Annotated in this window: 14 protein-coding genes; 7 read left to right on the forward strand and 7 right to left on the reverse strand. The window is 70.7% G+C overall.

Annotation, left to right across the window (positions count from 1 at the left end; translation table 11 throughout):
• Positions 1–4: 4 nt before the first annotated feature.
• Positions 5–739 (reverse strand): SOS response-associated peptidase, encoded by a 735-nt coding sequence (locus tag QFZ50_RS01830; RefSeq protein WP_307081355.1) that lies wholly within the window; start codon positions 737–739, stop codon positions 5–7.
• 24 nt (positions 740–763) lie between these two features.
• Positions 764–1,174 (reverse strand): hypothetical protein, encoded by a 411-nt coding sequence (locus tag QFZ50_RS01835; protein ID WP_307081356.1) that lies wholly within the window; start codon positions 1,172–1,174, stop codon positions 764–766.
• A 248-nt stretch (positions 1,175–1,422) separates the two neighbouring features.
• On the opposite strand from QFZ50_RS01835, the gene QFZ50_RS01840 reads away from it, so the two are divergent.
• Positions 1,423–2,292, forward strand: coding sequence for a phosphodiesterase (locus QFZ50_RS01840; RefSeq protein WP_373462234.1), 870 nt, complete (start codon positions 1,423–1,425; stop codon positions 2,290–2,292).
• Here QFZ50_RS01840 and QFZ50_RS01845 read toward each other — a convergent pair.
• The 3 genes from QFZ50_RS01845 to QFZ50_RS01855 form a co-directional block, all read right to left on the reverse strand.
• Positions 2,279–3,094 (reverse strand): MSMEG_6728 family protein, encoded by an 816-nt coding sequence (locus QFZ50_RS01845; RefSeq protein WP_307081360.1) that lies wholly within the window; start codon positions 3,092–3,094, stop codon positions 2,279–2,281. The genes QFZ50_RS01840 and QFZ50_RS01845 overlap by 14 nt on opposite strands.
• A gap of 42 nt (positions 3,095–3,136) precedes the next feature.
• Positions 3,137–4,639: a stealth family protein gene (locus QFZ50_RS01850; RefSeq protein WP_373462235.1), complete on the reverse strand. Its 1,503-nt coding sequence runs from the start codon at positions 4,637–4,639 to the stop codon at positions 3,137–3,139.
• A gap of 276 nt (positions 4,640–4,915) precedes the next feature.
• Positions 4,916–5,551 (reverse strand): DUF1684 domain-containing protein, encoded by a 636-nt coding sequence (locus tag QFZ50_RS01855; protein WP_307081362.1) that lies wholly within the window; start codon positions 5,549–5,551, stop codon positions 4,916–4,918.
• 56 nt (positions 5,552–5,607) lie between these two features.
• Between QFZ50_RS01855 and QFZ50_RS01860 the strand changes: the two genes are divergently transcribed.
• Positions 5,608–6,360, forward strand: coding sequence for a sulfite exporter TauE/SafE family protein (locus QFZ50_RS01860; RefSeq protein WP_307081364.1), 753 nt, complete (start codon positions 5,608–5,610; stop codon positions 6,358–6,360).
• Positions 6,361–6,440: 80 nt separating this feature from the next.
• A complete protein-coding gene (locus QFZ50_RS01865; protein WP_307081366.1) occupies positions 6,441–7,688 on the forward strand; it encodes a cell division protein PerM in 1,248 nt (415 codons plus the stop codon).
• Between the two features lie 81 nt (positions 7,689–7,769).
• On the opposite strand, the gene QFZ50_RS01870 is transcribed toward QFZ50_RS01865, so the two are convergent.
• The gene (locus tag QFZ50_RS01870; RefSeq protein ID WP_307081368.1) at positions 7,770–8,201 is read right to left on the reverse strand and encodes a hypothetical protein; all 432 of its coding nucleotides are present in this window, start codon (positions 8,199–8,201) and stop codon (positions 7,770–7,772) included.
• 55 nt (positions 8,202–8,256) lie between these two features.
• Between QFZ50_RS01870 and purN the strand changes: the two genes are divergently transcribed.
• Both purN and corA read left to right on the forward strand, forming a co-directional pair.
• Complete coding sequence (gene purN, locus QFZ50_RS01875; RefSeq protein ID WP_307081370.1) at positions 8,257–8,847, forward strand: phosphoribosylglycinamide formyltransferase; 591 nt, start codon at positions 8,257–8,259, stop codon at positions 8,845–8,847.
• 1 nt (position 8,848) lies between these two features.
• Complete coding sequence (gene corA / locus QFZ50_RS01880; RefSeq protein WP_307081372.1) at positions 8,849–9,865, forward strand: magnesium/cobalt transporter CorA; 1,017 nt, start codon at positions 8,849–8,851, stop codon at positions 9,863–9,865.
• Between the two features lie 37 nt (positions 9,866–9,902).
• On the opposite strand, the gene QFZ50_RS01885 is transcribed toward corA, so the two are convergent.
• On the reverse strand, positions 9,903–11,255 hold the full coding sequence (locus QFZ50_RS01885; protein ID WP_307081374.1) for an MFS transporter: 1,353 nt from the start codon (positions 11,253–11,255) through the stop codon (positions 9,903–9,905).
• 126 nt (positions 11,256–11,381) lie between these two features.
• Between QFZ50_RS01885 and purH the strand changes: the two genes are divergently transcribed.
• Together purH and QFZ50_RS01895 are read left to right on the forward strand one after the other, a co-directional pair.
• The gene (gene purH, locus QFZ50_RS01890; RefSeq protein WP_307081376.1) at positions 11,382–12,986 is read left to right on the forward strand and encodes a bifunctional phosphoribosylaminoimidazolecarboxamide formyltransferase/IMP cyclohydrolase; all 1,605 of its coding nucleotides are present in this window, start codon (positions 11,382–11,384) and stop codon (positions 12,984–12,986) included.
• Positions 12,987–13,119: 133 nt separating this feature from the next.
• Complete coding sequence (locus QFZ50_RS01895; RefSeq protein WP_307081378.1) at positions 13,120–15,342, forward strand: NADP-dependent isocitrate dehydrogenase; 2,223 nt, start codon at positions 13,120–13,122, stop codon at positions 15,340–15,342.
• Positions 15,343–15,442 lie beyond the last annotated feature (100 nt).

The raw sequence follows: 15,442 nt of genomic DNA on the forward strand, positions 1-15,442 counted from the left end.
GACCCTAGGCACCCTCGGCGTCGGGGGACAAGGGCTCGATCAGGTCCGGGCCGTCGTTGCGCACCGAGCCCACGCGGGTCCCGACGAGCCGCGGGACCAGCTCCGGGTCGGGGATGGCGTCGAGGAGCTCCTGGACCGCAGGACGGGTGTCGTTCCGCGGATCGAGCCAGTCCCCGCGCAGGTCCGGCGGCACGATCACGGGCGTGCGGTCGTGGATCTCACCGAGCGCATCGCTCGCCGGGCGCGTGATGATGGTGCAACTGACCACCCACGCACCCTGCGGGTGCTCGGCGGACACCGTCGCCGGATCACGCCAGAACTCGTACAGCCCGGCGAAGCCGAGGTGCGCGCCGTCCGGGCCGTGCAGGTAGATGGGCGTCTTGGAGCCGTCACCGTTCTTCCGCCACTCGTAGTAGCCGTCGGCGGGGACGATCCCGCGGCGCTTGAGGGCCGCGGACCGGAAGGAGGGCTTCTCCAGGACGGTCTCGCTGCGGGCGTTGATCATGCGGGAACCGACCGAGGGGGTCTTGGCCCAGGACGGGATGAGGCCCCAGCGGGCGAGCTCCAGCCGCCGCGTCAGCTCCCCGGTCTCCGGGTCCAGCCGCTCGAGGACGATCTGCACGGTGTCGGTGGGTGCCACGTTCCACGAGGGCTTCACCTCGTCCTCGACCGCCTCGTCCACCTCGAAGGCGTCGATGAGGTCGGCCCGGTTGCCCGCGATGACGAAACGCCCGCACATGCGCCCGGTCTCCTGCCGACCCTGCTACTTCTTCCGGCGGTCCAGCAGGAGGGACAGGGCGATCCCGAGCATCCAGCTGTCCTTGGCCAGGGCGACGCCGTCCTGGGTGGGGCGGATGCCGTCCTCCATGGTCAGCTCGGGCGTGCGCAGGTACATGGTCATCATGCCCGCCGAGAAGGCGAGGAGACCGAGACCGGCGACCCGGCTCGGGATGAAGGGCGCCAGGAGCGCGGACCCGAGGGCGATCTCGCAGGCGGCGAGGGCCTTGCCGAACTGCTGCGCCTCGAGCTGGCTGAGCTGCGGGAAGGCCCTGGACGCCATGGCCTGCAGGTAGCCGGCCGAGCCCTCGTCCAGGCTGGTCTTGCCGAGGCCGGAGTTCAGGATGAACGCCCCCGTCGCGAGGCGGAGGGGAATGTGGCTGAGGCGGTATCCCATGGTGGTGCCTTTCACTCGGGGGAACTTCGTCGCCTGTGAAGCCTACGACGCGAGGTCCCACCCCGCCAGCCCATCCCGGCCGCACGAGTTTCCGCAATGTTCCGCGACCTGCCGTGGCACGTTCATGAAGCCTGCAGGGAGCCCTGCTTGGATGGGAGGGAGCCAACGAAGTCCCATCAGCTATCGGAGAAGGTTCCATGGTCCCCCGGACGGCAGAACACCCTCGGCCCCAGCACTTCATCCTGCACATGAGCGACACGCACCTGCTCGACGGCGACCGCCCCCTGTACGGCGCGGTGGACAGCGAGGCGCGGCTGAAGGAGGTCTTCGACGACCTCGAGGCCTCCGGCGCCCGGCCCCAGGCCATCGTCTTCACGGGCGACCTCGCCGACAAGGGGGAGCCCGGTGCCTACGCGAAACTCCGGGCGATCGTGGATCCGGCGGCGGCCCGGCTGGGCGCCCGGGTCATCTGGGCCATGGGCAACCACGACGACCGCGCCGCCTTCCGGGCGGGCCTGCTCGACGAACCGGCGGCCGCCCGTCCGGACGCCCCCGTGGACGCCGTCCACTTCGTCGACGGGCTGAGGATCATCACCCTCGACTCCACCGTGCCGGGCCACCACCACGGCGAGTTCACGCCCTCGCAGCTCCGCTGGCTCGCGGACGAGCTCGAGGTGCCGGCACCGCACGGGACCATCCTCGCCCTCCACCACCCGCCCGTGCCCAGCGTGCAGGAGCTCGCGGTCCTCGTGGAGTTGCGCGACCAGCATGCGCTCGCCGACGTCGTCCGCGGCTCGGACGTCCGCACCATCCTCGCCGGGCACCTGCACTACTCGACGACGGCCATGTTCGCCGGGGTGCCCGTCTCGGTGGCCAGCGCCACCTGCTACACGCAGGACCTCCTGTTCGACGGCGGCGGCAGCCGCGGGCGGGACGGCGCGCAGTCCTACAACCTCGTGCACGTGTACGAGGAGACGATCGTCCACTCCGTGGTGCCTGCCGGCCTCCACGCACCCGTGGGCGAGGTGGTCCCCCGCGAGGAGGCCCGGCGCAGGGTCGAGGCCTCCGGCGTGACGATCGGCGCCGGACGTCGGGCGCGCCGGCTCACGTCGGCCTGAGCTCCGGCGCCAGCGCCCCGGGCAGGCCCACGCTGAAGAGCGTCCGCGGATCCTGCAGCAGGGCCGGCGGGTCGAAGTCCGAGCGCCGCAGCCAGCCGTGCAGGTGCGCCGGGCGCAGCAGGCCGTCCTCGTGCATCAGGACCGGGCCCACCTGTCCCGTCCGGAAGTGCTCTCCGTCCGGATCGGCGATGGCCACGGCGTCGCCGTCCTGCACGGCCTCCTCGAACGCGTGGAGCTGGCGCTCCCACTTCGGTGCGGCGCGTCCGCCCGGGGGCTCGGGTGGCATGAGCAGTGTCGCGTCGCCCTCGGGAGGGTGGGACGCGGCCCGCCAGACCCACAGCCGCCGGCCCTCCGGCTCGGCCGGGACGCGCTCCTGCGCGGGTGGGGGCCAGTAGTAGGGGAGATCCTCGGGGATGCCGGGGAACCTGCTGCGGTAGATCTCCGGCGCCTTCTGGATCAGGTTGGACTGGTGGCTCACATGGAACGCGGGCTCACCCAGCCAGGGCGGCATCGGCACGTCCGGGTCATCGAGCACGTGCGGGGCGAACTCCAGGATCTGCCGGTGCGTCGAGTCCGCGTGGCCGCGGGAGACCCACTCGGACACCATGGCCAGGCCGTACACGGTCAGGGCCGGGACGTAGCCCATCCACATGCGGATGGCCGGGTGCTGCCGCCACCCGTAGTCGGGGATCACGAGGGCGCGCAGGGCCTGCAGGGTCTCGACGCGCTGCTTGCCGAGCCTCGCCTGGTCCAGCACCCGGGCACTGGCCGCGAAGTCGGGGTACGGCAGGAAGGTCTGCATCGCGTCAGTCTTCCATGCGGCGCCGGACCTCCGACGGGCGGCCTAGATCTCCCAGGGAGCCTTGACCGGGAAGTACTTCTCGAGGAAGTCCGTGACGAGGCGGGCCCGCTCGTCGGCCGGGACCTCCGGGAAGCTGCCGTCGTTGAGGCAGAAGAAGTCCTGGTCGCGCTTGTCCAGCATCTTGTTGAGGCTCTTCAGCCCCGAGCGCATCGTGGTGTCCACGTACTTCACGCGGGCCATCTCCTGCGTCACGGCCCGCCCGGTGAGCAGGGCGTAGTAGTGGTACAGCGAGTTGGTGACCGAGATGTTGTCCTTCGCGCGGAAACGCGACGCCGCCGTCGCCGTGAACTCGGCCGCGAACTCGTCCTCCATCTCGAGCAGGACGCTCTTGCGCAGGGGAGCGGCGGTGTGCTCGAGGTGGCGCGTGGTGATGCGCCCGAAGCGTTCGTGCAGCAGGCGCCGGTTGACGCGCGCCGCGTTCTCGAAGCCGCTGCGCTCGGCGTCGTTCTCGCCGAGCCCGATGCGCGTGTCCGCCTCGATGAACTTGGTGATCCCGCCCGGGGAGAAGAACATGTCCGGCGCCACGGGGTGCCCGAAGAACATGTCGTCGTTGGAGTAGAGGAAGTACTCGGACAGGCCGGGGATGTGCTGCAGCTGCGCCTCGACGGCCTGCGAGTTGTGCGTCGGGAGGACGGACGGGTCCTTGAAGTGCTCCTCGGAACGCACGAGCGTCACGGACGGGTGGTCCGCGAGCCAGGCGGGCCGGTCCGAGTCCGTGGCGATGAAGATGCGGCGCACCCACGGCGCGAACATGTAGACCGAGCGGAGCGCGTACTTCAGCTCGTCGATCTGGCGGAAGCGGGCCTCGTGGTCGTCGCCCTCGCCCACCACCACGCCCTTCATGCGTTCCGCGCGGGCCGCCTGGAACTCCGGGCTGCTGCCGTCCACCCAGGAGAAGACCATGTCGATGTCGAAGTCGATGTCCGTGGCGTGGTCCGCGAACATGTTGTCGATGGTGGGCCACGTGAGGCCGTGGCGTACCACCTCGCCGCGCACCACCTCGGCGCCCGGCAGGGTACGGCGGGTCAGGGAGTTCTCGACGGGCAGCTCGATGGCCCGCTCCCCGAGCGCCCACAGCTCGATCTGCACGCCGGCCGACGGACCGTAGGCCAGCCCGCCGAGGGGTTCGATGCGCGGGCGGAACAGGCGGAAGATCCGCGCCTTGCCGCTCTTCGAGAGTGCGCCGTCGCTCACCAGGAGGGTGGTGCGGCGCTTGGTGTCCACGGTCCGCGAGTAGAACGGCTCGTCGCGGCACGCCGTCACCAGCGCCGTGCGCAGCCGTTCACGGTCCGCGAGGTCCACGGCGATGACGGGCCGCTGGTCGTTGCCGCGGACCAGGAGGAACTCGATCCCGGCCCGGTCCAGGGCGGCACGGATGAAGAGCAGGTCCTCGACCATGGCCTGGTGGGGGGTGCGGTCCTGGTTGATCAGGGTGAAACGCCGTTTGACGGTGGTGATGTCCGCACGGCCCTCGAGCCGCGCCACCGCCGCGCGAGACGCCGATTCGAGGATCTCCGCTTCGTTCTCCGGCTCCGGGGCACCGAAATAGATGTCGTGTTGGGCAGCCGTATCTGTAATCGGAACCTCCGGAGGTGGGTGTGGTCGCTTCCCATGATAGGGCCTGGCACGGCGGTGCCGATGCGGGCGGACACCCTACCGCTTCGGGGTCGTGCGGTCCAGCCCTCCGGCCGGCGGATCCGGGGTTGCTGCCGGGCGTGGTGCGTCCCCCGCCCGCCTGCCGGCTCCTCCCGCCCGGAGTGCTCAGTACCCGCGGTAGAGCTCACCCACGGGCACGTCCGCCGCGAGCCGGTTGCCGGGGCCGGGCAGCGGGCACGCCCACTGCTCGTCGTAGGCGCAGGAGGGGTTGTACGCGAAGTTGAGGTCCACCACGAGGCTGCCGGGGGCACGCCCCTCGCCGAGGTGGGCGCCCTTGATGGTGTCGAGGACGTAGCGTCCGCCGCCGTAGGTGCCGCCCGGTGTGCCCGCGGTGCCGTCCCGCAGGGGCAGGAACAGGCCGCCGCCGTAGGAGGCGAGCCTCCACAGCGCCAGGGACCCGAGTCCCGGCAGCACGAGGGTGCCGAGGCGACGGAACGGCACCACGCCGTCGGTGCCGGTCGCGACGTCCATCTCCTCGCCCGCGCCGTCGTCGTCGAGGAGGGCCTCGAAGCGGAACGCCGGATCGTAGGGTGCGACGGCGAGTCCGGGGAAGGACGCCTTCGCGCGCTCGCCGAGGGCGGACGCCGGATGTGTGCGGAAGAGCTCGTCACGGCCCCGGCACCACAGGCCGTGCGCGGCCTCGGGCGACTCCGACACGGCGCGCTCGCGGACGTCGTCGTAGAGGCCGAAGACGCGGCGGCGCCAGTCGGCCGTGGCCAGTGCGGTGGTGAGCGCCGTCATGGTGTCAGGCTACGGGACGGCGGGGGGCCCCGGTGGCCCCGGCGTACTGTAGCGGGGTGACTCTCGGCATCTTCTGCATCGTGCTGGCCTCCATCCTCGTCGGGGCCGTGGCGCAGCGTATCGCCGGACTCGGCTTCGCCCTGCTCATCGCGCCGTTCCTCGTGATCATCCTCGGACCCCACGCGGGCGTGCTCATGGTCAACATCTGCGGCGTGGTGTCCTCGTCGATCATCGTGGGCCGGGTGTGGAAGGACATCGACTGGGGCATGTTCCGCTGGCTCGTGCTGCCGTCGCTGCTCGGCTCGATCCCCGGGTCCTTCCTCGCCGTCGTCGTCCCGTCGGCGCCCCTGTCGGTCACGGTCGGCGTCGTCGTGCTCGTCGCCCTGACCGTCTCCCTCGTGCTCCAGCGCTCCGACGTCGTGGTGCGCGGCAATGCGCCGAAGGCCGTCGCGGGCTTCACCGCGGGCCTCACCAACTCGATGGCGGGCGTCGGCGGGCCTGCGGTGAGCGCGTACGCCGTCCTCTCCCGCTGGCCGCAGCGCCCCTTCGCCGCGACGCTCCAGCCGTTCTTCGTGTGCATCGGCAGCGTGACACTGGCCGTCAAGCTGCTCCTGGACCCGTCCCAGGCGCCGGTCCTCGCGCCGTGGATGTGGCTCGCGATCGGGGTGGTCATCGTCACCGGGATCGTCGTGGGGGAGAAGGTGGGCCGGTTCGTCCGTGACGAGCAGGCGCGGCTGTTCGTCATCGTGATCGCGTTCGTCGGTGCGGCGCTCGCCGTCGTCAAGGGACTCCTCGACCTCCAGGGGTGACCGGCCCCACCGCACCCGGAGGAGTGCCGGGTCCGCGTCGATGGGCGCCCGGGGTCCCCGCCGATGGCACCATGGAAGGGATGAAACTCCCCACCAAACCCCGTACCCTGCCCATGCCCCTGTGGCTGCAGGGGGTGTTCGAACTCGGCCAGGCCGCCGTGCTCTCGGCGCTGCTCGTCGTCCTCCCGATCGCCGCGGTGTGGCTCACCGGGGGCTTTGCGGACCGCACCGCGGAGTCCGCCGCCCGCCTCGCCGGCCAGGGGTGGCTCGTCATGCACGGCGTGCCGCTCGTGCAGGGCTCGGGGCTCCTCCACGTGGTGCCGCTCGGGCTGGTCCTCGTGCCGCTGCTGCTCGCCTGGCGTGCGGGGCGCCGCCTCGCCCGGGCCTCCTACACGGACCAGCTGTGGCAGGCCCTGCTCGGCGCGCTGCTGACCTATGCGCTCGTCGGCGCGGCCGTGGCGCACCTGTCCGCGACCCCCGAAGCCTCGGCACCCCTGGTGGCCGGGGCGCTGATCCCGCCCGTGTCCGCCGGGATCGGCCTCATCACGGGCGCCTACCGCGAGGCCGGCGCCTGGAGCCGACTCGTCGGCGTCGACTTCGCCGCCTGGGTGAGCCGCACCAGCCAGCACTCCCGCTGGGCGGGCTCCTACGCGTGGTCCGTCCTGCGCTCGGGCTTCCTCGCGGTGATGGTCACCCTGTGCCTCTCGGCCGTGCTGCTCTCGGTCGCGATCGGGCTGAACTGGGCCGGCATCGCCGCCATCTACGAGCGGATCGACGGCGGGATCGCCGGCGCGTCCGTGGTGACCCTGCTCCAGCTCGGATTCCTGCCGAACCTCGCGATGTGGACGATGGCCTGGTCCACGGGCGCCGGCTTCGCGCTCGGCACCGGCAGCTCACTCACCCCGCTGGCCAGCACTGTGGGCCCCCTGCCCGCCCTGCCCATCCTCGGTGCCCTGCCCGCCGGCACCCTGGAGTACGGCTACGCCGCGCTCGCCATCCCCGTCCTCGCGGGGCTCCTCGCCGGCTGGTGGTTCTTCCGTGAGGGCGAGAACCACTTCGACGAGTGGCTCGTGCTGCACAGCCCCCACCGGTGGCTGACCTCGACGGCGTCCACGCTGGCGCTCGCCGTGCTGATCGGCCTCGCCGCGGGCCTCGGCGGAGCCGCCGTCGCCCTCGTCTCGCGGGCCTCGCTCGGCCTCGGGCGCTTCACCGACCTCGGGCCGGACCCGCTCGCGGTGGGCCTGTGGCTCGCCGTCGAGGTGGCCGTCGGAGCCGTCCTCGGCCACGCTGCCGGACCCCTGCTCGAGCGCGAGCCGCGCCGCCGCTGAGGGTGTTCCTGCCGGTGGTCGGTTGGGCCGGCCGGGTCGGCGGGGCCGGCCGGGTCGGCGGGGCCGGCCGGGTCGGCCGGGTCAGCCGCCGAGGCCCTCGAGCTTCCGCAGCCCGTCCTCGCACTGGCCCTGCGCGTCCAGCGTGAGGGCTTGCGACATGCAGTCCTCGTAGGTCTGGGTGACACGCCAGAGGAGCACCGAGGCACCCGTGCCCGTCACGAGGAACAGGGTCGCCGCGAGGCCGATGGACGTCGCCACCAGGACCAGGCGGGGGAGTTTCGCGGCGATCGCCTTCACGAGGGCGACGACGCCGGCCCCGAGCGCGAACAGCGCCAGGACGAGGGCGAGCACCTTCCAGGGCAGCACGAGGTTGCTCGCCAGCACCGAGCCGAGCAGTGTCATCAGGAACAGGCGGAGCCACAGGCGTGCCGAGGCGGCGGCCTCGCCGTCGGGCCTTCCCTGCCCCGTTCCGGCCCGCCCCGGCCCGCTCTGTCCCGTGCCCTGCTGCGTCATCGTTCCTCCATCGGCATGGTTCAACCCTAGGCGAGCGGAGACCTAAGGTTGAGCCATGCGCATCGTTGTCCTCGTCTCCGGCACCGGGTCGAATCTCCAGGCCGTGATCGACGCCGTCGCCGACGGCACCCTGAACGTCACCATCGCGGCCGTGGGCGCGGACCGGACCGGGACCGGCGGCGTCCGGCGGGCGGCCGAGGCGGGCATCGGGACGTTCGAGGTGGACTTCCGGCAGTACGCGGACCGCGCCGAGTGGAACCGGGCGCTCACCCGCGCCGTCGCGGCCCACGAGCCGGACTACGTGGTCTCCTCGGGCTTCATGCGGATCCTCGACCAGCACTTCCTGGACCGCTTCCCCGACCGCTACCTCAACACGCACCCGGCCCTGCTGCCGAGCTTCCCGGGCGCGCACGGCGTGCGCGACGCCCTGGCGTACGGCGTCAAGGTCACGGGCTGCACCGTCATGATCGCCGACGCCGGCGTGGACACCGGGCCCATCCTCGCCCAGGCGCCGGTCGCCGTCCTGCCCGGGGATACCGAGGAGACCCTGCACGAGCGCATCAAGGTCGAGGAGCGCAGGCTCCTGATCGAGACCCTCGCGCAGCTCGCGGCATCCACCGACGCCGGCTCCGCGGCGGGAGCCTGAGATGCCCCTGGTCGCCAACGCCGTCTACGTCGACGGGAAGAAGCGGATCAACCCGGGCACCCTGGACCAGACCTTCGAGATCATGCGCGACAGCGGCGGCATGGGCTGGATCGGCCTGTACCGTCCGGACCCCGAGGAGATCAGCGCCGTCGAGGCCGAGTTCGGCCTGCACCCGCTCGCCGTCGAGGACGCCACGAACGGCCACCAGCGGGCCAAGCTCGAACGCTACGGCGACACCCTCTTCCTGGTGCTGCGGCCCGCGCTCTACCTCGACGCCGAGGAGAAGGTGGAGTTCGGTGAGCTGCACCTCTTCATCGGGAAGGATTTCGTGGTGACCATCCGGCACGCGGAGTCACCGGACCTCGGCGTCGTGCGCCGCAGGCTCGAGGCGGATCCGGACCTCCTGCGCACCGGTCCGCAGGCCGTCCTGTACGCGATGCTGGACCAGGTGGTGGACGAGTACGGGCCCGTGGTACAGGGCCTCGAGAACGACATCGACGAGATCGAGAACGAACTGTTCGGCGGAGCCCCCGACGTCTCCCGCCGGATCTACGAACTGCACCGCGAGGTGATCGAGTTCCAGCGCGCCACCCAGCCCCTTGAGGCCGTGATGGAGTCCCTCCTGCGCGGCTCCGAGAAGTACCGGATGGACCCCGAGCTCATCCAGAACCTCCGCGACGTACAGGACCACGTGATCCGCGTCGTCGAGCGCGTCAACACCTTCCGCGCGCTCCTGCAGAACGCACTGACCGTGCACTCCACGCTCGTGGCCCAGCAGCAGAACGAGGAGATGACCCGGATGACGGAGACGTCACTGACGCAGGGCGAGGAGGTCAAGCGCATCTCCTCGTGGGCGGCGATCCTCTTCGCGCCCACCCTGATCGCCTCGATCTACGGCATGAACTTCGACGCCATGCCCGAGCTGCACTGGCAGCTGGGCTACCCGTTCGCGCTCGTGCTCATGGTGGCCATGGGCGTGGGGCTGTACTGGGCGTTCAAGCGCAACCACTGGCTCTAGGGCCGCACCACGGGCGCCGGTCGGCGCCCGTGGCTGCTCAGTGGAGCCTGGCGCTCTTCGTCTCCGGAGCGTTGAACGCCATGAACACGACGGCGAGGACCACGAGACCGCCCGTGAGGGCGAACGTGAGCGGGAGGCCGAGGAGGGGCCACAGGAGGCTGCCGAAGATCAGCGGCACGAGGCCCGCACCGACGCGCGAGACGGTCGAGGCCCAGCCGAAGCCGCTGCCCCTGAGCTCGGTGGGGTACAGCTCCGAGACGTACGTGTAGAGCACGGGGATGGCCACCTGCACCACGAAGCCGAAGCCCAGCAGCCAGGCCGTGGCCACGGCGGGCAGGTCCAGGGTCAGCGCGAACACCACGAGCAGCGCGGCGGACCCCGGGCCCGTGATGGCGAGGAGCCACTTGCGGCCCACGCGCTCCACGAGCAGGGCGGCGGCGACGACGCCGAGGAAACCGACGCCCGTCATGAACGTGGTGGTGATGAACGCGACCGACTGCGCGTACCCCGAGGCGATGAGGATGCGCGGCATCCAGGTCAGCGCACCGTAATAGACGAGCAGGATCGTCAGGAAGAGGCTCCACGCGGTCAGCGTGATCCGCCAGTTGTAGCGCCACAGTCCGGTGAGCTGCCCCGAGATGCTGCCGAGGGACAGGCGGGGGATCTGCTCCGGATCGGGCAGGCGCCACGCCCGCTGCTCGCCGCCGGTCCGCGCGACGAGGCCGTCGATGACCTCCCGCGCCTCCTCCTGCCGGCCGCGCTGCACGAGGTAGAGCGGTGACTCGGGCACACCGCGCCGCACCCAGAACACCAGGAGCGCCGGGAGCACCATGACGAGCATCGCGTACCGCCAGTTGCCCGTCTGCGCCACGATCGCCGTCGTCACCACACCGCACAGGAAGGCGCCGACAGGCCACCAGGCGTCCATCGCGGTGAGGACCCGGCCGCGCTGGCGGCGCGGGGTGAACTCGCCGACCAGCGCGTAGTCCACGGGGATGCAGCCGCCGAGGCCGAAGCCGGCGAGGAACCGGAACGCGCAGAACCAGACGATGTCCGGGGAGAACGCCCCGAGCACGGTGAAGATCGAGAACACGAGGAGCGTGAGGGTGAAGGCCTTCTTGCGGCCGATGACGTCCGCGACCGTCCCCCAGGCGAACGCGCCGACGGCCATGCCGATCAGGTTCGACGTGGCGACCCACGCCGCCTGCCCGGAGGAGAGCCCCCAGTCGTCGATGAGCAGGGGGATCAGGAAGGCGTTGAGGGTGACGTCCCAGGCATCGAACATGAAGCCGAGGCCGCCGATGAGGAAGATCCGCCCCTGGACCTTCCAGCGCCAGGGGAGGTCCTGTACCACCTGGTCGCCGGTGGGAAGCTGTGTATTGATGCTCATGATGCCTTCGTGGGAGGGGCCGTGTACTGCGAGAACTGTACCGGGAAGGACCTCCCGCGGAGCGGGAACGCAGCCCCTATAGACTGATGGGCGACCCCCGGCGAACCCTGACTGACGGAGAACTGCGTGAGCCTGACCCACCTCGACCGTGTCCCCATCCGTCGCGCACTGATCTCGGTGTTCGACAAGACCGGCCTGGAGGAGCTGGCCCAGGGCCTGCACCGTGCCGGTGTCTCGATCGTCTCCACCGGGTCGACGGCGCAGCGCATCGCGGCCGCAGGAGTCCCGGTGACCGAGGTGTCCGAGGTGACCGGCTTCGCCGAGACCCTCGACGGGCGCGTCAAGACGCTCCACCCGAAGGTGCACGCGGGCATCCTCGCCGACCGCCGCCGCCAGGAGCACGTGGACCAGCTGGCCGAACTCGACATCGAGGCCTTCGACCTCGTGGTCGTGAACCTCTACCCCTTCGTGGAGACGGTGCGCTCGGGCGCGGAGCCCGACGCCGTCGTCGAGCAGATCGACATCGGCGGCCCCGCCATGGTCCGGTCCGCGGCGAAGAACCACCCGTCGGTCGCCGTCGTCGTCGACCCGGCACGCTACGGCGAGGTGGTCACGGCGGCCGCCGAGGGCGGCTTCGACCTGCAGGCACGACGGAAGCTGGCCGCGCTCGCCTTCGCGCACACCGCCGCCTACGACACCGCCGTCGCGTCCTGGACCGCCGAGCAGTTCGACACGGACGACGACGCGTTCTCCTGGCCCGGGTACGCCGGCCTCGCACTCGAGCGCTCCGAGGTCCTCCGCTACGGCGAGAACCCGCACCAGCAGGCGGCACTGTACGTGGAGAAGGGCGCGACGCCGGGCATCGCCCAGGCGGACCAGCTCCACGGCAAGGCCATGAGCTACAACAACTTCGTCGACGCCGACGCAGCGCTCCGTGCAGCCTTCGACTTCGAGGAGCCCGCCGTCGCGATCATCAAGCACGCCAACCCGTGTGGTGTGGCCGTCGGGTCCGCCGATGCCGAGGACCCGATCGCGGACGCGCACGCGAAGGCACACGCCTGCGATCCGGTCTCGGCCTTCGGCGGGGTCATCGCCGCGAACCGGGAGGTCACGGCGGGGATGGCCGCGACGGTGAAGGACATCTTCACGGAGGTCGTCATCGCGCCGTCGTTCTCCGCCGAGGCCGTCGAGATCCTCTCGCAGAAGAAGAACATCCGGCTCCTGACCCTGCCCGAGGGCTACGGGCGGAATCCCGTGGAGTTCCGGCAGGTGTCCGGGGGAGTGCTCATGCAGGTCGCGGACACCCTCGACGCGGCCGGTGACGACCCCTCCGGCTGGACACTCGCCGCGGGTGAGGCCGCCGACGAGGCGACGCTCGCCGACCTCGGCTTCGCCTGGAAGGCCTGCCGTGCCGCGAAGTCGAACGCGATCCTGCTGGCGAAGGACGGCGCGTCCGTCGGTGTCGGCATGGGCCAGGTCAACCGCGTCGACTCGTGCCGCCTCGCCGTCGAGCGGGCCAACACGCTGTCCGACAGCGAGCGGGCCCGCGGCTCGGTCGCGGCGTCGGATGCCTTCTTCCCCTTCGCCGACGGGCTGCAGATCCTGCTCGACGCCGGCGTGCGCGCCGTCGTCCAGCCGGGCGGCTCGGTGCGCGACCAGGAAGTCATCGACGCCGCGAACGCCGCCGGCGTGACGCTGTACCTCACGGGTGCGCGCCACTTCTTCCACTGATCGTCCCCAGGGCCCGTCAACGCCGTCGTTTCCCGGTACCGCCGTTAGGCGAAGACCTCAGGACCTCGGTAAGTTAGAGCCGATGGGCAACCCCCAGACAGACCACCGTAGAGCACCAGGGAGACGCCAACCCATGGCCAAAATCATCTATACCCACACCGACGAAGCGCCGATGCTGGCTACCTATTCATTCCTGCCGATCATCGAGGCGTTCGCGTCGACGGCGGGTGTCGAGGTGGAGGTTCGGGACATCTCGCTCTCGGGGCGCATCATCGCGCTCTTCGGCGACCGCCTCACCGAGGACCAGCAGATGGCCGACGCGCTTGCAGAGCTCGGCGCCCTGGCGAAGACGCCGGAAGCCAACATCATCAAGCTGCCGAACATCAGCGCGTCCATCCCGCAGCTCAAGGCGGCCATCGCCGAGCTCCAGGAGCAGGGCTACGCACTGCCGGACTACCCCGACCACCCGTCCACCGACGAGGAGAAGGACGTCCGCGCGCGATACGACAAGGTCAAGGGCAGCGCCGTGAACCCGGTGCTGCGCGAGGGGAACTCGGACCGCCGCGCACCCGCGTCCGTGAAGAACTACGCCCGCCAGAACCCGCACAGCATGGGCGCCTGGACGCCTGAGTCGAAGACGAACGTCGCGCACATGACGAGCGACGACTTCCGCTCCAACGAGCAGTCCGTCGTCATCCCGGCCGACGGCACCATCCGCATCCAGCAGGTCGCGGCCGACGGCTCCGTCACCGTGCTCAAGGACTCGATCCCCGTGCTCGCGGGCGAGGTCGTCGACGGCACCGTGATGCGCGCCGAGGCACTCAACGAGTTCCTGAAGGCCCAGGTCGCCCGGGCCAAGGAGGAGGGCGTGCTCTTCTCGGCCCACCTCAAGGCCACCATGATGAAGGTCTCCGACCCCATCATCTTCGGCCACGTGGTCCGCGCCTTCCTGCCCGGGCTCTTCGAGACGTACGGCGAGCAGCTCTCCGCCGCCGGCCTGAGCCCGAACAACGGCCTCGCGTCGATCCTCGGGGGCCTCGACAAGCTGCCGGAGGATGTCCGGGAGGGTGTCCAGCAGGCCATCGCCCAGGGCATGGAGGACGGCCCGGCGATCGCCATGGTCGATTCCGACAAGGGCATCACCAACCTGCACGTCCCCAGCGACGTGATCGTCGATGCGTCCATGCCCGCCATGATCCGCAGCTCCGGCCACATGTGGGGACCGGACGGCAAGGAAGCCGACACGCTCGCCGTCATCCCCGACAGCAGCTACGCCGGCATCTACCAGGTGGTCCTCGACGACTGCCGCGCCAACGGTGCATTCGACCCGACCACCATGGGAACCGTCCCGAACGTCGGCCTCATGGCGCAGGCCGCCGAGGAGTACGGCAGCCACGACAAGACGTTCGAGATCCAGGCCGAGGGCACGGTGCAGGTCCTCGATGCGGACGGCGCCGTGCTGATCGAGCACGACGTCGCACCCGGTGACATCTGGCGCGCCTGCCAGACCAAGGACGCCCCCATCCTCGACTGGGTGAAGCTCGCCGTCACGCGTGCCCGCGCCTCGGCGACACCCGCGGTGTTCTGGCTCGACGAGAGCCGTGCGCACGACGCGAACCTGATCTCCAAGGTGCAGGCCTACCTGGCCGAGCACGACACGGACGACGTCGAGCTGCAGATCATGACGCCCGTCGACGCGACGGCCTTCACGCTCGAGCGCATCCGCAAGGGCGAGGACACCATCTCGGTGACGGGCAACGTCCTGCGCGACTACCTGACGGACCTGTTCCCCATCCTCGAGCTCGGCACGAGCGCCAAGATGCTGTCGGTGGTCCCGCTGATGAACGGCGGCGGACTCTTCGAGACCGGCGCCGGCGGGTCCGCGCCCAAGCATGTCCAGCAGCTCGTGAAGGAGAACCACCTGCGCTGGGACAGCCTGGGCGAGTTCCTCGCCCTCGCGGTCAGCTTCGAGCACCTCGCGACGTCGACCGGCAACGCCCGCGCGCAGGTCCTCGCCGACACGCTGGACCGCGCCACCGGCACGTTCCTGCTGGAGAACAAGTCGCCGAGCCGCCGCGTCGGTGAGATCGACAACCGCGGAAGCCACTACTTCCTCGCCCGCTACTGGGCCGAGGAACTGGCCCGGCAGGAGCAGGACGCCGAGCTGGCCGAGAGCTTCTCGCGGGTGGCCGAGGCGCTGACGGGCAACGAGGACGCGATCGTCTCCGAGCTGCTCGCCGTGCAGGGTTCACCGGCCGACATCGGGGGCTACTACCACCCGGACGTCACGAAGGTGACCCAGGTGATGCGTCCCTCCGCCACGCTCTCCGAGGTCCTGGCGATCCTCGCGAAGTAGGACCGCACCGATCAGCCGGCGTACCACCTCGGTGGTACGCCGGCTGATTACTTCAACAACAACTGTTTACATCCGCCCCAGACCGGGTCTAGTCTTTCTC

The sequence above is a fragment of the Arthrobacter agilis genome, assembly GCF_030816075.1.
GTDB classification, from domain to species: Bacteria; Actinomycetota; Actinomycetes; order Actinomycetales; family Micrococcaceae; genus Arthrobacter_D; species Arthrobacter_D agilis_E.